At 56.9% G+C, this 22,899-nt stretch carries 22 protein-coding genes and 2 pseudogenes; 18 read left to right on the top strand and 6 right to left on the bottom strand.

The features are described 5' to 3' along the window. Window positions 1-381 precede the first annotated feature (381 nt). The 3 genes from BLU64_RS07245 to rlmB all read left to right on the top strand — a co-directional run bounded on the left by BLU64_RS07245 (window position 382) and on the right by rlmB (window position 4,170). Window positions 382-831, top strand: a complete 450-nt coding sequence (locus BLU64_RS07245; protein ID WP_268748607.1) for an Rrf2 family transcriptional regulator — start codon at window positions 382-384, stop codon at window positions 829-831. Between the two features lie 16 nt (window positions 832-847). Further along, complete coding sequence (gene rnr / locus BLU64_RS07240) at window positions 848-3,301, top strand: ribonuclease R (RefSeq protein WP_026741776.1); 2,454 nt, start codon at window positions 848-850, stop codon at window positions 3,299-3,301. Window positions 3,302-3,438: 137 nt separating this feature from the next. Further along, window positions 3,439-4,170, top strand: a complete 732-nt coding sequence (rlmB, locus tag BLU64_RS07235; protein ID WP_026741777.1) for a 23S rRNA (guanosine(2251)-2'-O)-methyltransferase RlmB — start codon at window positions 3,439-3,441, stop codon at window positions 4,168-4,170. Window positions 4,171-4,216: 46 nt separating this feature from the next. On the opposite strand, the gene BLU64_RS07230 is transcribed toward rlmB, so the two are convergent. Beyond that, window positions 4,217-4,504, bottom strand: coding sequence for a hypothetical protein (locus BLU64_RS07230; RefSeq protein ID WP_026741778.1), 288 nt, complete (start codon window positions 4,502-4,504; stop codon window positions 4,217-4,219). A 23-nt stretch (window positions 4,505-4,527) separates the two neighbouring features. Then, on the bottom strand, window positions 4,528-4,716 hold the full coding sequence (locus BLU64_RS17600) for a YdgH/BhsA/McbA-like domain containing protein (RefSeq protein ID WP_280513590.1): 189 nt from the start codon (window positions 4,714-4,716) through the stop codon (window positions 4,528-4,530). 538 nt (window positions 4,717-5,254) lie between these two features. On the opposite strand from BLU64_RS17600, the gene BLU64_RS07220 reads away from it, so the two are divergent. The 7 genes from BLU64_RS07220 (at window position 5,255) to rplI (ending at window position 9,573) form a co-directional block, all read left to right on the top strand. Continuing rightward, window positions 5,255-6,376, top strand: a complete 1,122-nt coding sequence (locus tag BLU64_RS07220) for an RNA ligase RtcB family protein (RefSeq protein WP_026741779.1) — start codon at window positions 5,255-5,257, stop codon at window positions 6,374-6,376. Then, the gene (gene prfH / locus BLU64_RS07215; protein ID WP_026741780.1) at window positions 6,373-6,990 is read left to right on the top strand and encodes a peptide chain release factor H; all 618 of its coding nucleotides are present in this window, start codon (window positions 6,373-6,375) and stop codon (window positions 6,988-6,990) included. Before BLU64_RS07220 ends, prfH begins: the two co-directional genes overlap by 4 nt. Before the next feature lie 168 nt (window positions 6,991-7,158). Continuing rightward, a complete protein-coding gene (gene yjfP, locus BLU64_RS07210) occupies window positions 7,159-7,908 on the top strand; it encodes an esterase (protein WP_026741781.1) in 750 nt (249 codons plus the stop codon). Window positions 7,909-8,127: 219 nt separating this feature from the next. Further along, complete coding sequence (gene rpsF, locus BLU64_RS07205) at window positions 8,128-8,520, top strand: 30S ribosomal protein S6 (RefSeq protein WP_026739199.1); 393 nt, start codon at window positions 8,128-8,130, stop codon at window positions 8,518-8,520. Window positions 8,521-8,526: 6 nt separating this feature from the next. Further along, window positions 8,527-8,847 carry a primosomal replication protein N gene (priB, locus tag BLU64_RS07200; RefSeq protein ID WP_071999733.1) on the top strand — a complete coding sequence of 107 codons (321 nt, stop codon included), beginning with the start codon at window positions 8,527-8,529 and terminating at the stop codon, window positions 8,845-8,847. Between the two features lie 4 nt (window positions 8,848-8,851). After that, a complete protein-coding gene (rpsR, locus tag BLU64_RS07195; protein ID WP_000135199.1) occupies window positions 8,852-9,079 on the top strand; it encodes a 30S ribosomal protein S18 in 228 nt (75 codons plus the stop codon). Window positions 9,080-9,120: 41 nt separating this feature from the next. Further along, window positions 9,121-9,573, top strand: a complete 453-nt coding sequence (gene rplI / locus BLU64_RS07190; protein ID WP_026739200.1) for a 50S ribosomal protein L9 — start codon at window positions 9,121-9,123, stop codon at window positions 9,571-9,573. Window positions 9,574-9,739: 166 nt separating this feature from the next. Here rplI and BLU64_RS07185 read toward each other — a convergent pair whose 3' ends face one another. Then, a complete protein-coding gene (locus tag BLU64_RS07185; protein ID WP_026741782.1) occupies window positions 9,740-10,462 on the bottom strand; it encodes a LysM-like peptidoglycan-binding domain-containing protein in 723 nt (240 codons plus the stop codon). Window positions 10,463-10,683: 221 nt separating this feature from the next. Between BLU64_RS07185 and bamJ the strand changes: the two genes are divergently transcribed. Further along, entirely contained in the window at window positions 10,684-11,304 is a 621-nt protein-coding gene (bamJ, locus tag BLU64_RS07180) for a BamJ family beta-barrel-assembly machinery protein (RefSeq protein ID WP_074728248.1), read from the top strand. A gap of 79 nt (window positions 11,305-11,383) precedes the next feature. Here bamJ and BLU64_RS07175 read toward each other — a convergent pair. Then, window positions 11,384-11,536 (bottom strand): annotated as a pseudogene (locus BLU64_RS07175) (outer membrane protein OmpK); the annotation flags it as partial. On the opposite strand from BLU64_RS07175, the pseudogene BLU64_RS17595 reads away from it, so the two are divergent. The 4 genes and pseudogenes from BLU64_RS17595 to BLU64_RS07160 form a co-directional block, all read left to right on the top strand. Beyond that, a pseudogene (locus BLU64_RS17595) lies at window positions 11,532-11,666 on the top strand (dipeptide/oligopeptide/nickel ABC transporter ATP-binding protein); the annotation flags it as partial. The pseudogenes BLU64_RS07175 and BLU64_RS17595 overlap by 5 nt on opposite strands. 236 nt (window positions 11,667-11,902) lie before the next feature. After that, window positions 11,903-12,253, top strand: a complete 351-nt coding sequence (locus tag BLU64_RS07170) for a DUF2502 domain-containing protein (protein WP_036152408.1) — start codon at window positions 11,903-11,905, stop codon at window positions 12,251-12,253. A gap of 502 nt (window positions 12,254-12,755) precedes the next feature. Next, on the top strand, window positions 12,756-13,496 hold the full coding sequence (gene cysQ / locus BLU64_RS07165; RefSeq protein WP_026741784.1) for a 3'(2'),5'-bisphosphate nucleotidase CysQ: 741 nt from the start codon (window positions 12,756-12,758) through the stop codon (window positions 13,494-13,496). 429 nt (window positions 13,497-13,925) lie between these two features. Beyond that, window positions 13,926-14,132 (top strand): DUF1107 domain-containing protein, encoded by a 207-nt coding sequence (locus BLU64_RS07160; RefSeq protein ID WP_026739210.1) that lies wholly within the window; start codon window positions 13,926-13,928, stop codon window positions 14,130-14,132. Window positions 14,133-14,336: 204 nt separating this feature from the next. Here the strand turns inward: BLU64_RS07160 and paeA are convergent, their stop codons facing one another. Then, complete coding sequence (gene paeA, locus BLU64_RS07155) at window positions 14,337-15,659, bottom strand: polyamine export protein PaeA (protein ID WP_026741785.1); 1,323 nt, start codon at window positions 15,657-15,659, stop codon at window positions 14,337-14,339. 232 nt (window positions 15,660-15,891) lie between these two features. Further along, entirely contained in the window at window positions 15,892-16,533 is a 642-nt protein-coding gene (msrA, locus tag BLU64_RS07150) for a peptide-methionine (S)-S-oxide reductase MsrA (protein ID WP_026741786.1), read from the bottom strand. A 225-nt stretch (window positions 16,534-16,758) separates the two neighbouring features. On the opposite strand from msrA, the gene tamA reads away from it, so the two are divergent. The 3 genes from tamA to BLU64_RS07135 are packed head-to-tail and all read left to right on the top strand — an operon-like array spanning window position 16,759 to window position 22,693. Continuing rightward, entirely contained in the window at window positions 16,759-18,504 is a 1,746-nt protein-coding gene (gene tamA, locus BLU64_RS07145) for an autotransporter assembly complex protein TamA (protein ID WP_410410015.1), read from the top strand. Continuing rightward, window positions 18,501-22,343 carry an autotransporter assembly complex protein TamB gene (tamB, locus tag BLU64_RS07140; RefSeq protein WP_074728246.1) on the top strand — a complete coding sequence of 1,281 codons (3,843 nt, stop codon included), beginning with the start codon at window positions 18,501-18,503 and terminating at the stop codon, window positions 22,341-22,343. The genes tamA and tamB overlap by 4 nt, the downstream gene beginning before the upstream one ends. A 2-nt stretch (window positions 22,344-22,345) precedes the next feature. Next, window positions 22,346-22,693 (top strand): gamma-glutamylcyclotransferase family protein, encoded by a 348-nt coding sequence (locus BLU64_RS07135; protein WP_026741789.1) that lies wholly within the window; start codon window positions 22,346-22,348, stop codon window positions 22,691-22,693. Window positions 22,694-22,899 lie beyond the last annotated feature (206 nt).

Genomic DNA, 22,899 nt, shown 5'->3' with positions numbered 1-22,899 from the left:
CGGTTAAATCTGGGCGGCGCTCGAAATCGCGACGCACTGTCTGTACGCTGCGTTTCTGTGTGCTGCCCGTGTCCAATCGGGGTGTAGGGGATAAGGCCACGAAGCGTGGATTTTGAACATATCAGAAGAGCGGCGAGGGCAGGAAACAGGATTCCCTTATCTTATGTCGAAGGCCAAAAGAGCGAAAAATGAAGTGAAATTGTCGTTAAACGTTAAATAATTGGCCCTGATGTTTGCCGCTGGTTTATTATCTGCTGATAAAAAATGAGCATGCAGTGTGAGATGCCGTTTACGAATGTTGAGTTGCGTAGCACGGCGGGGAATCTGAAAGCGCGAGGGCGGCTTCCTTAGCGACACCCGAAAATATCCCCAGAGGTGAATGTGCAGTCAACACGTTTTACGGATTACGGCCTGCGAGCGCTGATCTTCCTGGCGTCGTTGCCGGAAGGAAAAACGGCCAGTATTACCGAAATGACCGACGTTTACGGCGTCTCATGCAACGATAGGGTCAACGTTATCAATCAACTGAGCCGTGCCGGGCTAATTAACGCGGTCCGTGGCAAAAACGGCGGCATCCGACGGGGTTGTGACCCGGCGACTATCCGCATCAGCTGTGTTGCGAGAACCGGAACCGCTGACCTTGTTCAACTGCGACCGCGATATATGTCACATAACTTCCGCCTGCCGTCTGAAGCAGGCCCTTCGTCAGGCAGTGCAGAGTTCCTGCAAGAGCCGGACAGTTACACGCTGGCTGATAGGGTGAAAGAAAATCCGCCGCTACACCAATTACTTCTGGCTGAAAAAGCAAGCCTTTCAGCCACCTGCCGATGACAACGGAGGAAACTTAATGTCACAAGATCCATTCCTGGAACGAGAAGCAGAAAAATACGAATCACCGATTCCTAGCCGAGAATACATTCTGGCGCACCTCGCCAAGCGAGATACCCCTATCAGTCGTGAAGAACTGGCCAAAGATCTGGAACTGACGTCTGACGAACAACAAGAAGCGCTGCGTCGCCGCCTGAGAGCGATGGAGCGTGACGGCCAACTCGTCTTCACCCGCCGTAAATGCTACGCCCTGCCTGAAAAACTGGATTTGCTTCGCGGTACGGTCATGGGCCATCGCGACGGCTTCGGCTTCCTGCGCGTCGAGGGCCGCAAGGACGACCTGTACCTGTCCGCCGAACAGATGAAAACAACGATACACGGCGACGTTGTACTGGCCCAGCCCCTCGGAGAAGACCGTAAAGGCCGCAGAGAAGGGCGCATCGTCCGCGTTCTTGAGCCGCGGACCAGCCAGATCGTCGGCCGTTACTTTACCGAGGCCGGTACCGGCTTTGTGGTGCCGGACGACAGCCGTCTGAGCTTCGATATCCTGATCCCGCCCGAGTCGGTATCCGGTGCCCGCATGGGGTCGGTGGTGGTGGTCGAGCTGACGCAGCGCGCTACCCGTCGCTCCAAGGCGGTCGGTCAGATCGTGGAAGTACTGGGCGAAAATATGGGAACCGGGCTGGCGGTGGATATCGCGTTGCGCACCCATGATATCCCTCACGTCTGGCCGCCAGAGGTCGAAGAGCAGGTCGGCGAATATAGCAGCGAGGTGCCGGAAAGCGCCAAACAGGGACGCATTGATTTGCGTCAGCTGCCGTTGGTGACGATTGATGGCGAGGACGCCCGCGACTTCGATGATGCCGTCTTCTGTCAGAAGAAACGTGGCGGCGGCTGGCGTCTTTGGGTGGCGATTGCGGACGTAAGCTACTACGTGCGCCCGAATACGCCGCTCGACACTGAAGCGCGCGCCCGTGGCACGTCGGTCTACTTCCCGTCTCAGGTGGTGCCGATGCTGCCGGAAGCGCTTTCCAACGGCCTGTGCTCGCTGAACCCGCAGGTAGACCGTCTGTGTATGGTGTGTGAAATGACCATCTCCGCGCAGGGACGGCTCTCCTCCTATAAATTCTACGAAGCGGTGATGAGCTCTCATGCGCGACTCACCTATACCAAGGTGTGGAATATTCTACAGGGCGACGAAGCGCTGCGTGCGCATTACCAGCCGCTGGTCGGCGCGCTGGAAGAGTTGCACGAGATGTACAAAGTACTGGATAAAGCTCGTGAACAGCGGGGCGGCATCGCGTTTGAAACGGAAGAGGCGAAGTTTATTTTCAACGCCGATCGCCGTATCGATCGCGTGGAATCCGTGGTGCGCAACGATGCGCACAAGCTGATTGAAGAGTGCATGATCCTGGCGAATATCGCGGCGGCCAAGTTTGTCGAGAAACATGAAGAGCCTGCGCTGTTCCGCGTGCACGATCGCCCTACCGAAGACCACGTACTGGCGTTGCGCAGCGTGCTGGGCGAGCTGGGCCTGACGCTGAAAGGCGGCATGAAGCCTCAGCCTCAGGACTATGCGGAACTGATGACGCAACTGGCCGATCGTCCTGACCGCGACATGTTGCAGACCATGCTGCTGCGTTCGATGAAGCAGGCGGTTTACGATCCGGAAAACCGCGGTCACTTCGGTCTGGCGCTGACCTCCTATGCGCACTTCACCTCGCCGATCCGCCGCTACCCCGATCTCTCCTTACATCGGGCCATCAAGTACCTGCTGAGCGATCGCAAAGCGCGTTCCACCTCGACCGGCGGCTGGCACAGTGATATGGCGGAATGCCTGCAGTTGGGCCAACACTGCTCCATGACGGAACGTCGTGCGGATGAAGCGACGCGTGACGTGGCGGACTGGCTGAAATGCGATTTCATGCAGGATCATGTGGGCGAGGTCTTCACCGGCGTGATCTCCAGCGTCACCGGATTCGGCTTCTTCGTGCGGCTCAACGATCTGTTTATCGATGGGCTGGTCCACGTCTCGTCGCTGGATAATGACTACTACCGCTATGATAATATCGGCCAGCGTCTGATTGGCGAATCGCGCGGTCAGGTCTACCGGTTGGGCGATGTCGTGGAAATTCGCGTCGAAGCGGTGCATATGGACGAGCGGAATATCGATTTCGCGCTGGTTTCTTCCACGCGTAAAGTGCGCGGCGAAGGTAAAACCGCGCGTGACCGGATGAAGCAGGGCGACGGAAAAGACACGAAATCTCCCCGCCGCCGTAAGCCTGCCAATCAGCACGTTAACTTCGAGCCGGACAGTGCGTTCCGCAAGGATAACGACGGCGCGAAAAAAGGGAAGGCGGCTGACGGCGGGAAAAAAACGCCGTCCAGAGCCAAGAAGAACGCGCAGAAAACGCGTAAGATCGCCGCCGCCACCAAGGCCAAGCGAGCAGGCAAAAAAACCGCCGGAGAATAGGGCCAGGCGAAAAGCGTAGCGTCGGCGCGGGAGGAACATCCCCGGCTAAAACTGCCTATCATCAGGCGTAGCGAAGCGTCTCCATTATCAACATCACGGGCGGTTTACCGCCCGTGTTATCAGTCAAAAGAGTATCAATGAGCGAAATTATCTACGGTATCCACGCGGTGAAAGCCTTGCTGGAGCGCGACCCGCAGCGTTTTCTTGAAGTGTTCATCTTGAAAGGTCGAGAAGACCGTCGTCTGCAGCCGGTCATCGCCGAGCTGGAATCTAACGGCATCGCCGTGCAGGTCGCCAACCGCCAATGGCTCGACAGCAAAGTCGAGGGTGCCGTACATCAGGGGATCATCGCTAACGTCAAACCGGGCCGCCAGTTTCAGGAAAACGATTTGCCTGAACTGCTGACCGCTCTCGATGCACCATTCCTGCTGGTGCTGGACGGCGTGACCGACCCTCATAATCTGGGCGCATGCCTGCGCAGCGCGGATGCAGCGGGCGTGAACGCGGTGATTGTGCCGCGGGATCGTTCCGCTCAGTTGAACGCCACGGCGAAAAAAGTCGCCTGCGGCGCAGCGGAAAGCGTGCCGCTTATTCGCGTCACCAATCTGGCGCGCACGCTACGTTTGCTGCAAGAGCACAACGTGTGGATCGTGGGCACGGCGGGCGAGGCCGACCATACTCTGTACCAAAGCAAACTGACCGGGCCAATGGCGCTGGTGATGGGAGCGGAAGGAGAAGGGATGCGTCGATTGACGCGCGAGCATTGCGATGAGCTGATCAGCATTCCTATGGCGGGCAGCGTCTCTTCGCTGAATGTGTCGGTCGCGACCGGCGTGTGTCTGTTCGAGGCGGTGCGCCAGCGAAGCTGAGTCGGATTATTGTTATGGCGGGAGCGAGCGCTCCCGCTGACCTTTCTTATTTCGTGGTGGTGGTGGACGACGACGATTTGGCCGCAATGCGCTGCTCAACTGCGTTACACCAAAGTACTGACGTCTTATTCGGCCAGGATCTCGCCGCCAGTTTACTCTCTACCGCCTGCTGCCAGGTCGTCGAACCAATCTGCACATTGATTTGCGATTGGCCGAGAATATTCAGTTCGGACTCCACCCATAAATTCCATTCCAGACTGCGGCAGGGCGCGGTGGCTGCGGTGGCGGAACCCGCACTGAACAGCAGAACGGCGATGACCAGTATTTTGTTCATTATATCCTCTCATTCGGGTAGTTTCAGGGTCTCTGGGCCGCCGGTTGCCTGTACAGAACGGCAAAGGCTCTCCAGACGCCGGGGGGCAGCTTTTCGCTCTCCGTCCTGCTGACAATCCGGTAATACTGCGCGCCGCGCTGATTGGCCAGGCGCAGTACTTCTCGGTCCGCGTCATCAGGACTCCCGCGCACGATAACAGAAAGGGTGTCGATTCTATCCAGCGATAAACTCTGCTGCCGTGTGATTTCAATCGCCTGCCGACCGGGTGGGGGCGCTGGCTCCGGCGTGTTTAAACCGCAGGCGGAGAGTAACAGAGAACATGAAAATATCGCCAGTCGTTGACGTGTTGGCCGCCGCCAAAGCGACCGTCGTAATGTGCTGCACGCCAAAAATAGAAGGGCTGAAAACGTTCGCTGCAAAAGCGGACTTCCGGTAAGCAGGACGTTGCACGCTCGTCGATGAGTAGCTATAACTGCTGACTTTATGCCATTTTTGTGGTGGTTTGCGCTGGTTTTTTGGCGGGTTATTGCCATTTTTCGCTTGCCATGTGTCTTATTGCAGTCGTAATATTCTGGCGTTTTCATTTCCACTCACCTATCGCATTGCAAAGGAGGTTCAGTATGACGTATTCACATTCAACCCTTTGCAGGCAATGTCAGGATTAATCACCGCAGTTCTCTTTTTTTCGCGTATTGTCCCAGCTTTGCCTGCCCACGAATTCTTTTTTTAATTGATCAACAGGATTGATCTATGGGCAATACGATTCGCTTTATCTCTGCGCGCGTGAACGTGATCGCGTCGCAAAACACCTGGATTGATGATACCGCCATTCAGCAACTAACCGCTACCGCGGGTCTGCCGGATATGGCGCGGGTGTCCGGCATGCCGGACCTGCATCCGGGACGCGGCTACCCCATCGGGGCCGCTTTCTTCTCTCTCCGCCGTTTTTACCCTGCGCTGGTCGGCAACGATATCGGCTGTGGCATGGCGCTTTGGCGCACCGGCTTGCAGGCTGGCAAAGTTTCTCTGGATAAGCTGGAGAAACGGCTGGGCAATATTGATGGTCCGTTGGACGACGTACCGGATGTTCCCGACGATTTGCTGCCCCACCGATTTTCTCTCGGGACTATTGGGGGCGGTAATCATTTCGCGGAGCTGCAACAGGTGGATCAGGTCTATCAGCCGTCGCTCTTTGATGAACTGATGCCGGAGGATCGACGACTGCTACTGCTGGTTCATAGCGGGTCGCGCGGGCTAGGTCAGGCGATTCTGGAACGGCACCTGCGCAAGCACGGCCATCAAGGCGTGTTGGAAGGCACGCCCGAAGCCGATGATTACTGGCGGCAGCATCAGCAAGCGCTGCGTTTTGCCGCGCTTAACCGGCAGTGCATTGCTCGCCGCATGTTGCAGCGTTGGCATGCAGACGGTGAAGCCCTGCTGGATGTGACACACAACCTGGTGACGCCGACGACTATCGACGGCCAGTCCGGCTGGCTGCACCGTAAAGGCGCCACGCCGTCCGACGCTGGACCGGTCGTCATACCCGGCTCCCGCGGTGATTACAGCTATCTGGTACAGCCGAAGCCGGACGCGGCGAGCTTGTTCTCTTTGGCGCATGGCGCAGGCCGTAAATGGATGCGCGCCGAATGCAAAGCGCGGCTTGAACAGCGCTACAGCGTGCAGGATCTGGCGCGCACCGCGCTGGGCGGTCGTGTCATCTGTCAGGATAAACAGCTGATGTTTCAGGAGGCGCCCCAGGCGTACAAATCCATTGATACGGTGATCGCGTCTCTGGAAGGGGCGGGGCTCATCACACCGATCGCGCGTTTGAAGCCATTGTTGACGTACAAAACACGGGGAGGCGCCGCATGATTTTTTTGCAGCTATCCGCCGCGCAAGGGCCTGATGAGTGCATGTTGGCGACCGCCAAGGCTTTACACACCCTAACACGTGAGGCGCACGCTTTATCCGTCACGCTGGAGGTGGTGGAAAGCGAACCAGGAGACCGGCCGGGAACATTGCGATCCGCGCTGGTCTTACTTCAAGGCGACGGCGAGGCCGTGCTGGCGAATGCATGGTGTGGAACTTTGCAGTGGATTTGTCCCAGCCCTTGGCGTAAAGGACCAGGACGTAAAAATTGGTTTATCGGCGTGCAGCGTTTCACCCCGCAGCACACGTTCACTGATGGGGAGATCCGTATCGAGACGCTCCGTGCTTCCGGTCCCGGCGGTCAGCACGTCAACAAAACTGAGTCTGCCGTCCGCGCGACGCATGTCGCCAGCGGTATCAGCGTACGGGTGCAAAGCGAGCGCAGTCAGCATGCCAATCGCCGTTTGGCGCTTCAGCTGATCGAGTGGCGGCTACGGCAGCAGCACCAGCAGCAGACGGCGGCCTTGCGGGAGCAGCGACATCGTGGTCACCAAGAGGTCGAGCGTGGCAACCCCGTTCGGATTTTCAAAGGGGAGCGCTTCGACCCCTTCGGGTAGCCAGCGTGGCGACTGTGCGGCATCGCACCATCACGCTTTGCCGTTTTTTAACTATGGTAGGGGGAATTTATTTTTATCCCACCGGTGAGTTTGGCGCTATGGTAATGAGAGCTAGCGTGCCGCCGATGGCGCTGGCGGGCGGATGAGCGATAAAGGGAGGGGGCATTGATGGTCGAGATCTCAGTAACCACGATAAACGGCATTGAGGCGTTACACGCCACGCCGTCAGGAAAGCAGGCGGCGTCTCTGCCCACCGTTTTCTTCTTTCACGGCTTTACCTCCTCGAAAGAGGTCTACGCCTATTTCGCCTACGCGCTGGCGCATGCCGGCTTTCGGGTGGTCGCCCCGGATGCTCCAATGCACGGCGCGCGATTTGATGGCGATGAGGCGCGGCGTCTGCGTCATTTCTGGGATATTTTTCAGCAGAATGTTCGAGAGCTGCCGGAGTACGTGGTGCATTTTCGTCAGTTGGGATTGATTGAAGAGGGCCGAATTGGCGTCTGCGGAGCCTCGCTGGGCGGGATGACGGCGCTGGCGTCGATGACGCAGTATCCGTGGATCAACGTGGTGGCGGCTTTTATGGGGTCGGGCTATGTTTCGTCGTTGTCTCGATCCCTGTTCCCGCCGGTCGCGCCGGATGAACCGCAGAACGCGCCGCGGTTGGCGGCGCTGGCGGAACAGCTGGCGCCTTTCGACGTAGGTCATCAGCTGGATAAGGTGTCTGACAGACCGCTGCTACTGTGGCATGGGCTGGCGGATACGCTGGTGCCGGCCGGCGAGACCGAACGCTTGTATCAGGCGCTGGCAGGATGTCAGCGGGACGCGAACGTGACTTATCTGACGGAGGCCGATATCGGCCATAAAATCACCCCCACCGCGCTGCGGGCGGGCGCCCGCTTTTTCCGCCAGCACCTCTGAGCCGCCGCTTCCGGCTTGTCGCCGATTGTAACGTTTAACCCAGGCCGCCTATTTTATGTGCGGCCTTTCTGCTCCTTCGCCATATTGCCGCTTGTGTTACCTGTTCGTGGCACTTATAATTGCGCGTCATTTTTTCGGCCGCACACAACTACGTTCCTTGCTTCCATGGGCCGCGGCTGACCCTGACAGGAGGCTGAATAATCCGTAAGGAGCAATTCGATGCGTCATTACGAAATCGTTTTTATGGTTCATCCTGACCAAAGCGAACAGGTTCCAGGTATGATCGAACGTTACACCGGTGCTATCACTGGTGCTGAAGGTACGATCCACCGTCTGGAAGACTGGGGCCGCCGTCAGCTGGCTTACCCGATCAACAAACTGCACAAAGCTCACTACGTTCTGATGAACGTGGAAGCGCCGCAGGAAGTGATCGATGAGCTGGAAACAAACTTCCGCTTCAACGACGCCGTTATCCGCAGCATGGTTATGCGCGTTAAACACGCGGTAACTGAAGCTTCTCCGATGGTAAAAGCGAAAGACGAGCGCCGCGAGCGTCGTGAAGATTTCGCAGAAACCAGCGATGATGCTGAAGCTGGGGATTCTGCAGAGTAATTTGCCGTGACGAAGACGAATCGACTGGTACTGTCCGGCACCGTGTGCAAGACGCCCATTCGAAAAGTCAGTCCTTCAGGTATTCCTCACTGCCAGTTCGTGCTTGAGCACCGTTCTTTGCAAGAGGAAGCCGGATTAAACCGGCAAGCATGGTGTCGTATGCCCGTGGTTGTCAGTGGACACCCGTCACAAGCATTGACTCACAGTATAACGGTCGGCATGCAACTCACTGTTCATGGTTTCATTAGTTGCCACCAAGGGCGCAATGGTCTGAACAAAGTTGTTTTACATGCCGAGCAGATTGAATTGATAGATTCTGGAGACTAGCCAAATGGCACGTTATTTCCGTCGTCGCAAGTTCTGCCGTTTCACCGCGGAAGGCGTTCAAGAGATTGACTATAAAGACATCGCTACGCTGAAAAACTACATCACTGAAAGTGGTAAAATTGTACCGAGCCGTATCACCGGTACGCGTGCAAAATATCAGCGTCAACTGGCCCGTGCTATCAAGCGCGCGCGCTACCTGTCTTTGCTGCCGTACACCGATCGTCATCAGTAATCGGCCGCTGTCTAATAACAAGACTTTGAGAGGATAAGGTAATGCAAGTTATTCTGCTTGATAAAGTAGCAAACCTGGGCAGCCTGGGCGACCAGGTAAACGTTAAAGCGGGCTACGCTCGTAACTTCCTGGTTCCGCAGGGCAAAGCTGTGCCGGCAACCAAGAAAAACGTTGAGTTCTTCGAAGCTCGTCGCGCTGAACTGGAAGCCAAACTGGCTGACGTTCTGGCCGCAGCTGAAGCTCGCGCCGCTAAACTGAACGAACTGGCTAACGTCACCATCGCTTCCAAAGCGGGTGATGAAGGTAAACTGTTCGGTTCTATCGGTACTCGTGACATCGCTGATGCGGTTACCGCAGCAGGCGTTGAAGTTGCGAAAAGCGAAGTCCGTCTGCCGGAAGGCGTTCTGCGTACTCTGGGCGAACACGAAGTGAGCTTCCAGGTTCACAGCGACGTTTTCGCTAAGCTGAACGTGGTTATCGTTGCTGAAGCGTAATTTACGCTGACGTTAACGTCGTAAAACGCTGGCCTTGCGCCAGCGTTTTGCATTTCTGGGGGAGGGGAATCGAGTCTGGATCTGTAGTGACAACAGGCACTCTCCGCTGACAGAAAGCGCCCGCTTTCTTAGTATTTATGATTTTTATTCCGTCATCACGCGACGTCTAGCGTGTACGAACAAATGCGCCGTCCGGCTGACGGACGAACTGCACCGTCTGGTTATCCGTCGTATCGATCTCTAATTCCGACACGACGTCCTGCGCATTCAGTCGCAGTCTGACCTTTTGTCCCGCATGAAGGCTGCTCAGAGGTTTGTCGTTGCCTTCGACCTGCGCCATCGCAAACACATCGTTGACCGGCAGATTGTGAGCGCGGAAGAGCTGCGCCAATGTTTGTCCCGCGGCTATCTGATAGTTTTGCCACGGTTTTTCGGCAGCGGCAGGGGGCGCTTCGGGTTGATCCGGCGCGGGGACTGAGTCAGCGCGCGGCGCCGGATCCGCCAACCTGGCCTGCACCGGTGCCGGTTCAGAGGTTAGCGGAACGTTCGTTGGGTTGGCGACGCGAGTGGGCTGCGGGGTTGGAGAATAGGGCCAGAGCAGCACGAGCAGGAGCAACGCCGCCGCAATAAGCAGCCAGCGGCGATGCGGATAGGGCAGCGGTTCCATCCACTGAAACCCGTCCGGCAGATGCCACAGCTGACGCAACAGCAGCGAGATTCGGCCATAAGGATTGCGCCGCGCGGCGGAAGATGCGGACGATCTCCGTGCTGGCGTCTCATCAGCGATGCTGAACGGCCAAGGCCGTCGGCGCCACCAACGTTGGCAGGATTGCCACAGCATACGGGAATCCCAGCGGTTTTTACTTCTCCTGGGCGCGATTCTGCCCATGATGACCTCTCTTGCTACCGTGTAAGGTAAAAACGCCTTGAGTATATCGGTAATCCTTCAAGGATAGCCAGTAAGTCAGCGCGCTTTTGGGGCGGAGTCCACGCTATCGGTCACTAGGTGTGTCAGTGCGCGTCCGGCGGGGCCGGACAGAGAAAATTTTACCCATAAACCTCACGCTGTTATGCTGCACGCTCGCAATTTTTACAGAAAAAGGAACATCAATGACAACGCCTTCTTATGACAGCGTAGAAGCCCAGGCAAGCTACGGCATCGGCCTGCAGATCGGTCAACAGTTACAGGAGTCGGGTCTGGAAGGTCTGCTTCCTGAAGCGCTGGTCGCCGGCCTGCGTGATGCTCTTGACGGACAGGCGCCCGCCGTACCGGTCGACGTCGTTCACCGTGCGCTGCGTGAAGTCCATGAACGTGCGGACGCGGTGCGCCGCGAACGTCAGCGTGAACTGGCGGTAGAAGGTCAGCGTTTCCTGGAAGAGAATGCGCAGAAAGAAGGCGTGAGCAGCACCGAGTCCGGTCTTCAGTTCCGTGTTCTGACTCAGGGCGAAGGCGGCATTCCCGCCCGTCAGGATCGCGTGCGTGTGCACTACACCGGTCGTCTGATCGACGGTACGGTCTTCGACAGCTCCGTACAGCGCGGCCAGCCGGCGGAATTCCCGGTGAGCGGCGTTATCCCCGGTTGGGTGGAAGCACTGACTCTGATGCCGGTCGGTTCCAAGTGGGAGCTGTATATCCCGCAGGAACTGGCGTATGGCGAACGTGGCGCTGGCGCGTCCATCCCGCCGTTCAGCGCGCTGATTTTCGAAGTCGAGCTGCTGGAAATCCTGTAATTCAGGAAGAGGTCAGACAGTCGACGGGCTGTCTGACATCAAGTTTTATTGCGATGACGCCGAACGTCGACGCGCACTGTTAGAAGTGATACCCCACCATGACGTAATACCCCCATCCTGTTGATTTGACTGGCCCCTGCGGCGTTCCAATTTCTGCGCCATCCTGCCACTGTCCGCCGTGATGGAAATAGCGCGCAACGAGAGCGTAGTGCCAGTGGTCGTAGCCGCGCGCATTGCTAAGCTCATTGCCGTCGATGGATCCCGGCGCGCGAACTCAGCAAGCGCCGCTGAGCGGCGATCCGCCCAGCCCGCTCCGGCCGCCGTCTCATACCCGCTGTCCGCATGCTGAAGCGGTGTGCGCGTAGCGAAAACCTATCATGTCCTCCTGCGGCGACGGAACATCAGGTGTTTTGTCACCACTGGCAGGCGTGATGAACGAATTTTGCTCGACTCTGTATGGCCTGACGACCTTTTTGTGGCAGGAAATGCTGGTGTAAGCTTAATAACAGGAAATTAGCCTTTTTCCGATAGAGCGCTGGGGGGAATCCCCGTATACCGTTGGCATACGCCGCATCGCGGCTATGCAGAGGGTATAACGATGATTAAACCGCTGTGGTTCGCTGCCGTTTTGGCAAGCGTGATGTATACGGCGCCCGCCGCGCAAGCCGACAGCCTGAGCCTGTCTCTGCCGGGGGTGCAACTGCACATTGGCGATCGCGACAGACGAGGTTACTACTGGGATGGCCGCTACTGGCGCGATCCTGATTATTGGCGTGAGCGTCACCACTACCACAGGCCACCACCGCCACCGCGTCATTACTATGAGCCGCCGCCGAGAGTGATTGTCGTGCAGCCGCCGCCGCGGGTTTATCGGGAGGATCGCCACCACCGTGGCCCTGACTGGGACCGTGGACGTCGTCACCATCGGGACGATGACCGTCGCCGGTGATCACTATTCAAGCGGAGGGCGAACACATCCCGCCATGCCGTCCGGCCTGACCAGCCATTAACGAACCTCAAGGGATGCCAGCAGTTGCGGTATCCCTTGTCATTTCCGGCCTTAAAGCCTACCCCAGACACTGGCGGAGCGAGTCTTGAATATCACTGAAATAGCGATGACCCACAACGTTGTCTAAATCTCGGCGTGTACTTTGCTGTCATTCTGATGGTGAGCACGGCAATGTCTTCGAGAGTTCTCTTGTATGACGTCGCCAGACGTGAATGTCTTCCTCACCCCCGTCCTCGCCGGTGTCTTATGATGAGGTGTCTTTGCGAGGTGGTAGTGAAGGGCATATCCCATATAATCATGATGAACAGATGAAGTATCATCCCTGAAGATGATGGGCGTGTGGAAGCGGCCCTGGCCTGTAGGATCATGGCCGGTCCATCCCTTTTCAGCGTTATCCTACGGGGCGTCAGGCGGCCTCGACAACCGGTAGAGAGGAGACATCATGCTAGAACATATTTGCCAGCTAGCGCGTGAGGCGGGTGATGCCATCATGCAAATCTATGAGGGACAGGAACCGGTTGAGGTCAGACATAAGCAGGATGACTCGCCGGTAACCGCCGCCGATATCGCCGCGCACAAAGTCATTGCCCACGGGCTGACGGCGGCCTATCCGATGATCCCTTTGTTGTCTGAAGAGGACCCGCCGCCGTGGTCCGAACGCCAGCACTGGCAGCGTTATTGGCTGGTGGATCCGCTGGACGGGACGAAAGAGTTTATTGGTCGCAACGGTGAATTCACCGTCAATATCGCGTTGATCGAAGACGGTAAACCGGTGCTGGGTGTGGTCTATGTGCCGGTGACCGGCGTGATGTACGCCGCAGCGGAGGGCAAAGCCTGGAAAGAGGAGTGTGGCGTCCGTCTGCCGATCCAGGTGCAGGACGCTCGTCCGCCGCTGGTTGTGGTCAGCCGTTCCCATGCGGACGCGGAACTGCAGGACTACCTCGCCCAGTTAGGCGATCATCAAACTGTCGCTATCGGTTCATCGTTGAAATTCTGCCTGGTGGCGGAAGGAAAAGCGCAGCTTTATCCGCGTTTCGGGCCTACCAGCGTATGGGATACGGCCGCAGGGCATGCTGTAGCGCTGGCGGCGGGCGCGCAGGTCAATGACTGGAAAGGGCAGCCGCTGTCTTATTTTCCAAGCGAATCGTTCCTGAATCCCGGATTTCGCGTTTCCCTATATTAATCCCGCCTAAGGGTTCTCCGGGCCGGTGTGCCGGGTCCGGAGCCTTTCAAAGGCTGTTCACGCCATCTCTCACATTACGAACGTTAAAGTTTTATGAGGATTGTCCGAAACCTCTATGTGCTGTCGTTATTCTGTCATAGAAAGACGGTATAACACCGCACAGGAAAATGAACAGGCTGAAGTGGCGAAAGACGTCTCTCGTCAATACTGTTCTGTATCACCCTGGTATTTGAAGGTTTATTCTGATTTATCAAATTTTGCGTTTTTCTGTTCCGTAAACTAATGTAAAAGCGATAAATAATGCTGGCTTATAGGGAACTTCCCATTAAATATCGACCCTAAATGTAGGATAAAGCTTGGTGTGTCATACACCCTGTGCCGGGTTGGTGGCAGGAGACGCACTTTTGGAACAACGTAAGGAGAGGATGTATGAGGATCTTCGAACGCTATAATCCCTTTAAAGTCGCTAAATACGTTAAGACCTTGTTTCGCGGACGGTTGTACATCAAAGGGGTTGGTGCTTTTGAGTTTGACTACGGCAAGATTTTACTGCCGAAAAAGAAAGACAAGCAGCATCTTGAAGTCATGTCTGAAGTCAACCGTCAGGTTATGAAACTGCAGTCAGAGCTGGCTTAACGCCGACTGCCGCCCTCGCGATAGGATGTTGGAAACGACGGACCGGACTGTTGCGACACATGCAAAAAATTGATGTGTAATGTGTGAAAAGAACAGATTCGGATCCGCGCCGGTATGAGGGGCATCGATAAGTTATGCGGTTATCCAACGTCAAAAAAGGCCCATAAACGGGCCTTTTTTAATGAGTGAAAGGCAGCCTTACGGCTACACGATGCTGACATCCGGGCCAGCGCTTCCCGCCGGTTTGTCCTCCAGTCGGGTTACCAGGAGCTGGTCTATCTTGTAGCTGTCGATATCCACCACTTCGAACTTGTAGCCAGCGAAACGCACGAAATCGGTCCGCTTGGGAATTTTACGCAGGGTGTACATCATGAAACCGCCGATGGTTTCGTAGTTGCCGGAGTGGGGGAAGTCGTCGATATTCAGCACACGCATCACGTCGTCGATCGGCGTACCGCCCTCAATCAGCCAGGAGTTGGCGTCACGAGCGACGATCTGCTCTTCCAGTCCCTGTCCCACCAAGTCGCCCATCAGCGTTGTCATTACGTCGTTGAGGGTGATGATGCCGACCACCAGCGCATATTCATTCAGAATCACCGCGAAGTCTTCGCCCGCCGTCTTGAAGCTTTCCAGCGCTTCGGACAGCGTCAGCGTATCCGGTACGATCAGCGCTGGGCGAATTTGTACGCCGCTGGTCAGTTCCAGGCTCTGATTGCCCAGAACTCGGTTCAGCAGGTCTTTGGAGTCGACGTAGCCTACGATCTGATCGATATGGCCGTCGCAAACCAGGAATTTGGAATGCGGTTGCTGGGCGATTTTCTGCTTGATGCTTTCTTCGTCCGCATGCAGGTCGAAGAACACCACGCTCTCACGAGAGGTCATGGAGGACGGGACGGTGCGGGATTCCAGCTCGAACACGTTTTCGATCAGCTCATGTTCCTGCTTGCGCAACACACCAGCCAACGCGCCTGCTTCCACCACCGCGTAGATGTCGTCCGACGTAATGTCGTCCTTACGCACCATCGGCAGCTTGAGCATCCGGAAAATCATGTTCGCCAGACCATTAAACAGCCATACCAGCGGCCGGAATATCAACAAGCAGAAGCGCATGGGGTTGATGATCCGAACGGCAACCGTTTCGGGGGCGATCATGCCTATGCGTTTCGGCGTCAAATCGCCAAGCAGAATAAACAGGCTGGTAACCAGCACAAAGGAGCAAATAAAGCTGACGCGCTCGGCCATTTCCGGCGACATCACATTATCGAAAAGCATAGTAAAGTAGGGGGAGAAGGCGGCGTCGCCGACGACACCGGCGAGAATGGCTACGGCGTTGACGCCGATCTGAATGACGGTAAAGAAAATACCGGGCGTCTCCTGGAGCTTCATCACGCGTTCGGCGTTCTGGTTGCCCTCGTCCGCCATGAGTTTGAGCTTTATTTTGCGCGATGCAGCCAGGGAAATTTCAGATACGGAGAAAAATGCGCTAACGGCGATAAGAAAAATAATTAATAACAAACTGTTTAACATAGTTTTTTCGCTTTGCCTCAATAGACAGGGCGATCCTCAGGAAGGAAAATAATCATGAACCAACGGCAGGGAGCCGTGGACAAGGCCGATTATCAGCCTCATGCCGGCGGCATTATAGCAGGAGCGGTCAAAGAACCGCCAGCACTGGCGTGAGGCGATCTGCAGGCCGTTAAAATGGCGTTTCAAAAAGGAAAAAACGCCGTCGTTTTTAACGCGACGGCGTTCAGTAAAATTAGCGCTGCGGCGGTAAACAAACGCCGATGCCGCCTAGCCCGCAATACCCTTCCGGATTTTTGTACAGATACTGCTGATGCTCTTCTTCCGCATAGTAAAACGGACCGGCCTCTGCGATTTCGGTGGAGACCGTTCGCTTATCGCCCGCGGCTGCCATTGCCTGCTGGAAGCGCTGTCGGCTCTCTATCGCCGCATGTTCATGCTGTGCCGTCAGTGTGTAGATCGCTGAACGGTATTGCGTGCCGACATCACCCCCTTGTCGCATCCCCTGAGCCGGATCATGATTTTCCCAGAAGATTTGCAGCAGCTTCTCGTAGCTGATGACCGCCGGGTCGAACACCACCCGTACTACTTCTGCATGACCGGTTTTACCGGTACAGACTTCCCGATAGGTGGGGTTCGGCGTATAGCCGCCGCTGTAGCCAGCTGCCGTACTGTAGACGCCCGCTTGTTCCCAGAACAGGCGTTCTACGCCCCAGAAACAGCCCATCGCGAAAATGGCGACGTGCATTCCCTCCGGGACATGCGTCATCGAGTGCTGATTGACCACATGGAGCCGGGCGACAGGCATCGGCGTTGACCGACCAGGCAGCGCGTCGGACTGGCTTATCGACTGCGTTTTATCAAAAAGTAAGACCACGTTTAGCTCCCATTGACGGTTTGAATCATCGTTATCGGTTACGGTTCCGGGAATTTCCGGGCGGGATAAAAGGGTGTGCGAGTCAGTTTCCCCTTGTATACACTATATTTTAGGCTTTACCGGCTAATATCTATGGCTAAAGAGAAACAATTTAATTCTATAGGGTGATCAGGGAGCGCAGTGGCGATTTTTACATTGAAGAGGAATTTTTATCGTACCGGCGGCATCCGCTTATGCCGTGCGATAGGGGTGTGCGGATTACTGCTGGCGAGTGCGTCTGTTGGCGCCGCTTCCAATGTCCGTTTGCAGGTGACAGGGCTGACGGGCGAACTGCAAAAGAACGTCCGGGCGCAGCTGTCTACCATTACCGCCGACGAAGTCAGCGCCGATGGACGTTTCCGGTCCCGCGTCAACAATGCCATCCGGCAAGGTTTGCGGGCGCTTGGCTACTACGATCCTGACATCGACTTTCAGTTCTTACCGGCGGTCAACGGAGGCCGACCGGTGCTGAGGGTCAACGTGTCGCCGGGAGAACCCGTAAAAATCGCCGGTGTCGATGTCGCCATTGAAGGGTATGCTCGCAATGATGAGGATTTCCTGAAGCTGCGGAAAGAAAAAGCGCCGGCGCTGGGTACGGTTCTCAATCACGGCGACTATGACGATTTTAAAAGCGAGCTGAATACACTCGCCGTCAGCAAAGGCTACTTCGACGCACATTTTCTCAAAAGCCAACTGGGGGTGATGGACTCGACTCATCAAGCCTTCTGGGACATCGACTACGACAGCGGCGATCGCTACCGCTTCGGCGCGTTGAGCATTGAAGGATCGCAGATCCGCGAAGAGTATGTTCGCGCGCTGCTGCCTTTCCATGAAGGTGATTATTATACCTCTGAACAGCTGGGCGAATTCAACCGCCGACTGTCATCCACCGGATGGTTCAATTCCGTGGTGGTTTCCCCCGATCTGCAACGGGGAAGAGAAAACAAAAATAAAGAGCTGCCGATGGAGGCGGTGCTGTCTCCACGTACCCATAACACGGTGGAAACCGGGGTCGGCTACGCCACAGACGTCGGTCCGCGCCTAAAAACAACCTGGAATAAACCCTGGGTTAACTCCAGCGGCCACAGCCTGCAAAGCAGCTTCAGCGTTTCGGCGCCGGAGCAGCAACTGGATCTAAGCTATAAAATCCCGCTACTCGCCAACCCGCTGGAGCAGTATTACTTGCTGCAAGGCGGTTTCAAGCGTGAAGACCTCAATGATACCAAGGCGGATTCCACCACCCTGAACGTGGCCCGCTACTGGAACTACTCAAGCGGCTGGCAGCGCTCGGTCAACCTGCGCTGGAGTCTGGATCACTTTACTCAGGGGTCGGTGACTGATACGACGATGCTGCTCTACCCCGGTTTCAACGTGAACCGCACCCGTCAGCGGGGCGGGTTGATGCCGACTTGGGGAGATTCGCAAAGCTACTCCATCGACGTTTCCAATACCGCCTGGGGATCCGATATCGACTTCTCCGTCTTCCAGGCGCAGAACGTCTGGATCCGTACATGGGAAGAGAAACACCGATTCGTCGTGCGCGGCAACTTGGGTTGGATTGAAACCGGCAGTTTCTCACGCGTGCCGCCGTCCCTGCGCTTCTTTGCCGGCGGCGATCGCAGCATTCGCGGCTACAAATACAAATCCATTTCTCCCCGAGACGGCGACGATAAGCTGACCGGGGCCTCCCGACTGGCGACTGGCTCGCTTGAATATCAATATAACATTACCGGCAAGTGGTGGGGCGCGGCGTTCATCGACAGCGGCGAGGCGGTTAATGACTTTAAGCAGAGCGACATTAAAACCGGGGCGGGGGTCGGCGTCCGTTGGGCGTCCCCTGTCGGGCCAATCAAGCTGGATATCGCACGACCTGTCGGCGATCCGGAAAAACACGGTTTACAGTTCTACATTGGTTTGGGGCCTGAACTATGAGTATGTTGAAAAAAATCGGGATCGGCCTCATTGCCGTATTATTAGCGCTGCTCGTGGCGCTGACGCTCCTGGTGACGACAACGCCAGGGCTGCATTTTATGCTGAACTCGGCCACACGCTGGGTGCCGGGATTAGCCATCGGGAAAGTGGACGGCGGCTGGCGCGACCTGACGTTGCAGGACTTCAGCTATCAGATGCCGGGCGTGACGGTGAAGGCGACCCGCCTGCATCTGGCTCTGACTCCGAGCTGTCTGTGGCACAGTAAGCTGTGTATCAACGACCTGTCGTTGCAGGGGCTAGACGTGGTGGTGGACACAAAAGCCATGCCGCCTGCCTCTCAGGAGACGACGACCGCCAGCGAGCCGATCACGGAGATCTCCACGCCGCTGACGCTCGACCTGCAACATTTCAGCCTGCAAAACACCCGTGTGACGGTGGACGACACCGCCCTGTCGCTGGCGGAGTTTCAAACCGGTATGTTTTGGCAGGGGCGGTCGCTGACGCTCCAGCCTACTCGTATCATCTCTTTGCTGGTCGCGTTGCCTAAAACCCCGGTGGGGCTGGCCGTTAAAGATGACGTGACGGCGGGCGACGTCGCGCAGACGCTGCCGCAGGTGGCTAAAGCCTCTCAGGATAAGGACGTGAAGGACGCGGCGAAGGAGAAAGCGCCCGCCGAACCGCCGTTAGGCGAACGGCTGCAGGCGATGTTCGCCAAACCGCTGCTGAATGATATGCCGGCCATCACCCTGCCGCTCGACGTTACCATCACGGATATCACCGGCGAGCAGCTGCGTGTCACCGGCGATCAGGACGTGACCGTCAACCGTCTGCAACTCCAGGCCTCGACGCTGAAACAGGCGGTGACGCTACAGCGGTTCAGCGTGCAGTCTCCGCAGGGATCGCTGTTCGCCAACGGCGCGGCGACGCTCAACGGCGACTGGCCGGTGACCTTTAACGCCAACGGCGCGCTCAATATCGACCCGTTGAAGGGAGAGCGCCTGAAGCTCACGATTGACGGCGCTTTGCGACAGCAGCTGAAACTGGCGATGAATCTCTCCGGCCCGCAGCGCGCGCAGCTGAATATCGATACGGCGCTGGCCGAGCAGGGGCTGCCGTTGACGCTGAAGCTGCAAAGTTCCCAACTGCGCTGGCCGATGACGGGCACCGCGCAGTATCAGATGAACAATTTGCAGGTGAATTTCGGCGGTAAAGCGACGGACTATGCGCTTAACGTGAAGGGGGATATCCGCGGCAGCGCCGTTCCGCCCGCTTCGCTGCGGGTAGAAGGGAAGGGCGACTTGCAGCAGTTCGAGCTGGCGCACCTGCGCCTCGACGCGTTCGAAGGCTACAGCGACATCACCGCGAAAGTCGATTGGCGCGATGCCATCAACTGGAGCAGCGCGCTGACCATCAGCGGGATCAATACGGGCCGACAGTGGGCTGACTGGCCGCTACGTCTTAACGGCATCATCAAGGCTAATGGGAAAGTGGTGTCCGGCAGCGACTGGCAAGTACAGGTGCCTCAGTTGCAGATGGACGGCAGCATACGCCGGAACAAGCTGACGGCGAAAGGTTCGCTGAGAGGTAATGCGGCAGGGCTATGGAACGTGCCTGGACTGAATCTGGCGCTCGGCCGCAACCAGATCAACGTCAAGGGGAAACTGGACGATCGCTGGCAGCTGTTGGCCGATATCAATGCGCCGGAGCTAAATGGCATGCTGCCTGGTCTGGGCGGGCATATCCTCGGAAATCTCCACCTGGACGGCCGTCGGGACGCGCCTCAGGTACGCGCCGACTTAACGGCATCTTCGCTGCGTTGGCAGGATCTGCGGATCCAGCGTATCGATCTGAAAAGCGATGTCCGCACAGACCAGCAGATCCAGGGGACGCTGGCGCTTAAGGTGGCCCAGCTCACGCAGGGTTCGCTGAAGGTCAGCTCGGTTGATCTGGAAGCGGGCGGCAACGAAACCAAACATCAGCTTCAGCTCACGGTGAAAGGCGAGCCGGTTTCCGGCCAGCTTGCGCTGAACGGTAGCTTCGACCGCGCTCAGGAACGCTGGCGCGGGACGCTGAACCATACCCGTTTTGACACGCCGGTCGGCGAGTGGCGGCTGACGCAAGCCATGTCGCTGGACTATCTGGCGGCGGCGCAGAAAATCACCGTCGGCACCCACTGTTGGGTGAATCCGCATGCCGAAGTGTGTGTGCCTAAGCCGATTGAGGCCGGCCCCAGCGGACATGCCAGCGTGCGGCTTAATCGCTTCGATCTGGCGATGCTCGAACCGTTCCTGAGTGAAGACACCGTGCTGACCGGGCGGTTCTCCGGCGATGCCGATGTGAGCTGGCAGGCAAGCGGCGGACTGCCGCAGGCCAAAGTCACGCTGAATGGCGACGGTGTGAGCGTGCGTCAACAGATGCAGGGGGGCGCGTTGCCGGTCGTGTTTGACACGCTGACGCTGAATGCCGGTCTTGACCGCGGTCAGGCTAAAATCGGCTGGCGGATGGCGATCCGCGGCAACGGCCGTCTGAACGGGGACGTGCTGATTAGCGATCCGCAGCAGCGCCGCAACCTGAGCGGTACGGTCACCATCGATACGCTGTCGCTGGATATGCTCAACCCGGCCTTGCAGCAGGGCGAGAAGGCTGCCGGCATTCTGAACGCCAATCTGCGGCTGGGCGGCAACGTCGAGCGACCGCAGCTCTTTGGGCAGATGGTGCTGGAAAAACTGGATATCGACGGCAACTGGATGCCGGTCGATCTGAAGAATGGCCGCCTTGCGGTGTACTTCAATGGGATGTCCTCCACGCTGCAAGGGTTCCTCAAGACCACGCAAGGGCAGGTCAACTTGGCTGGGGGGGCCGACTGGTCGCAACCGGACGCCTGGCGAGCGCGCGTTGCCGTGAAAGGCGATCGTATGCGAGTGACGGTGCCGCCAATGGTACGTCTGGATGTGTCGCCCGATATCGTTTTCGAAGCCACGCCGCAGTTGCTGGCGCTAAATGGGTCGGTGAATATCCCGTGGGCGCGCATCGTAGTACATGACTTGCCAGCCAGTTCAGTCGGCGTCTCATCTGATGAAGTCATGCTGAATGAGGAAGGGAAACCGACGCAGGAGAAATCGACCTCGATTCCAATCAACAGCAATTTGACCATCCATATCGGAGATGACGTCAAACTCGACGCCTACGGCCTGACCGCCAATCTGGCGGGCGATTTAAAGGTGGCGCAGGATGAGCGTGGTTTAGGCCTTAATGGTCAAATCAATATTCCCAGCGGACGATTCAAGGCGTATGGTCAGGATCTGCAGGTTCGCAAAGGTCAGCTGTTATTCGCGGGTCCGCCGGGACAGCCGATGCTGAATATTGAGGCGATTCGTAACCCTGACAACACCGAAGATGATGTCACGGTAGGGATTCGCGTCACCGGCTCCGCCTCGGCGCCCAAGTTGGAGGTTTTCTCCGATCCGACTATGTCGCAGCAGGAAGCATTGTCCTATCTGCTACGCGGTCAGGGACTGGATAGCAGCGGAACCGATAGCTCAATGATGACCTCAGCATTGATCGGTCTGGGGGTTGCGCAGACAGGTCAAGTTGTGGGTAAAATCGGCGAGGCTTTTGGCGTAAGCAATTTAGCTCTGGACACACAGGGCGCTGGCGACAATTCGCAAGTCGTTGTCAGCGGTTACGTCGCGCCGGGCCTGCAAGTCAAATATGGCGTTGGCATATTTGATTCACTGGCAACGTTAACGCTGCGTTATCGTTTAATGCCGAAACTATATCTGGAGGCGGTGTCTGGCGTCAGTCAGGCATTAGATGTGCTCTATCAGTTCGAGTTTTAGCGATGCGAATTATTGTCTATGGCAGTTTACGACGCAAACAGGGAAATAGTCATTGGATGACCCATGCGCAATGGTTAGGCGACCATCAGCTCGAAGGCTATGAGTTGTATGACTTGGGTCACTATCCGGCGGCAGTGGCGGGTGAAGGGGCTGTCTACGGCGAAGTCTATCGCATTAGTTCCTCCATCCTGACCGAGTTGGATGCTTTAAAACGAGACGGTGGCGAATATCAGCGCAAGCTGATTTTCACCCCCTACGGGAGCGCCTGGATTTATCTTTATCAGCGCCCCGTGACCGGTCTGCGGCGCATCAGTAGCGGCGACTGGTCTAAACGCGACGACGAAGCGTAACGGCCTTTCATCGTTCTGCTACCCCGACATGCGGCGCTTTGCTCATGACGGGGGAGGCGTAAAAACCGGGAAATCGTTTTTCATTCTGCTTCAGTAAATAAAAAACACCGTCAGTGGCGGTGTTTTTTTTTATGCCTATCGTCAGGGAATGCCTCTCCATTTTTCCTTCCTTACCGTCAATGCGCGCGATCGCGAAAGGGCGTGGG

This window comes from Lonsdalea quercina, assembly GCF_900107885.1.
In the GTDB taxonomy this organism is placed as follows: domain Bacteria; phylum Pseudomonadota; class Gammaproteobacteria; order Enterobacterales; family Enterobacteriaceae; genus Lonsdalea; species Lonsdalea quercina.
Note: the sequence above shows the minus strand (reverse complement) of the source record. Positions and strands in the feature narration are given on the sequence as shown.

Coding starts and splice junctions, on each gene's coding strand:
- tamB (WP_074728246.1), top strand. CDS start 18,501: ATGAGTATGTTGAAAAAAATCGGGATCGGCCTCATTGCCGTATTATTA.
- rnr (WP_026741776.1), top strand. CDS start 848: ATGTCACAAGATCCATTCCTGGAACGAGAAGCAGAAAAATACGAATCA.
- BLU64_RS07160 (WP_026739210.1), top strand. CDS start 13,926: ATGAGGATCTTCGAACGCTATAATCCCTTTAAAGTCGCTAAATACGTT.
- BLU64_RS07135 (WP_026741789.1), top strand. CDS start 22,346: ATGCGAATTATTGTCTATGGCAGTTTACGACGCAAACAGGGAAATAGT.
- rplI (WP_026739200.1), top strand. CDS start 9,121: ATGCAAGTTATTCTGCTTGATAAAGTAGCAAACCTGGGCAGCCTGGGC.
- BLU64_RS07220 (WP_026741779.1), top strand. CDS start 5,255: ATGGGCAATACGATTCGCTTTATCTCTGCGCGCGTGAACGTGATCGCG.
- yjfP (WP_026741781.1), top strand. CDS start 7,159: ATGGTCGAGATCTCAGTAACCACGATAAACGGCATTGAGGCGTTACAC.
- prfH (WP_026741780.1), top strand. CDS start 6,373: ATGATTTTTTTGCAGCTATCCGCCGCGCAAGGGCCTGATGAGTGCATG.
- rpsR (WP_000135199.1), top strand. CDS start 8,852: ATGGCACGTTATTTCCGTCGTCGCAAGTTCTGCCGTTTCACCGCGGAA.
- rpsF (WP_026739199.1), top strand. CDS start 8,128: ATGCGTCATTACGAAATCGTTTTTATGGTTCATCCTGACCAAAGCGAA.
- cysQ (WP_026741784.1), top strand. CDS start 12,756: ATGCTAGAACATATTTGCCAGCTAGCGCGTGAGGCGGGTGATGCCATC.
- BLU64_RS07170 (WP_036152408.1), top strand. CDS start 11,903: ATGATTAAACCGCTGTGGTTCGCTGCCGTTTTGGCAAGCGTGATGTAT.
- bamJ (WP_074728248.1), top strand. CDS start 10,684: ATGACAACGCCTTCTTATGACAGCGTAGAAGCCCAGGCAAGCTACGGC.
- rlmB (WP_026741777.1), top strand. CDS start 3,439: ATGAGCGAAATTATCTACGGTATCCACGCGGTGAAAGCCTTGCTGGAG.
- paeA (WP_026741785.1), bottom strand. CDS start 15,659: ATGTTAAACAGTTTGTTATTAATTATTTTTCTTATCGCCGTTAGCGCA.
- BLU64_RS07185 (WP_026741782.1), bottom strand. CDS start 10,462: ATGGGCAGAATCGCGCCCAGGAGAAGTAAAAACCGCTGGGATTCCCGT.
- BLU64_RS07230 (WP_026741778.1), bottom strand. CDS start 4,504: ATGAACAAAATACTGGTCATCGCCGTTCTGCTGTTCAGTGCGGGTTCC.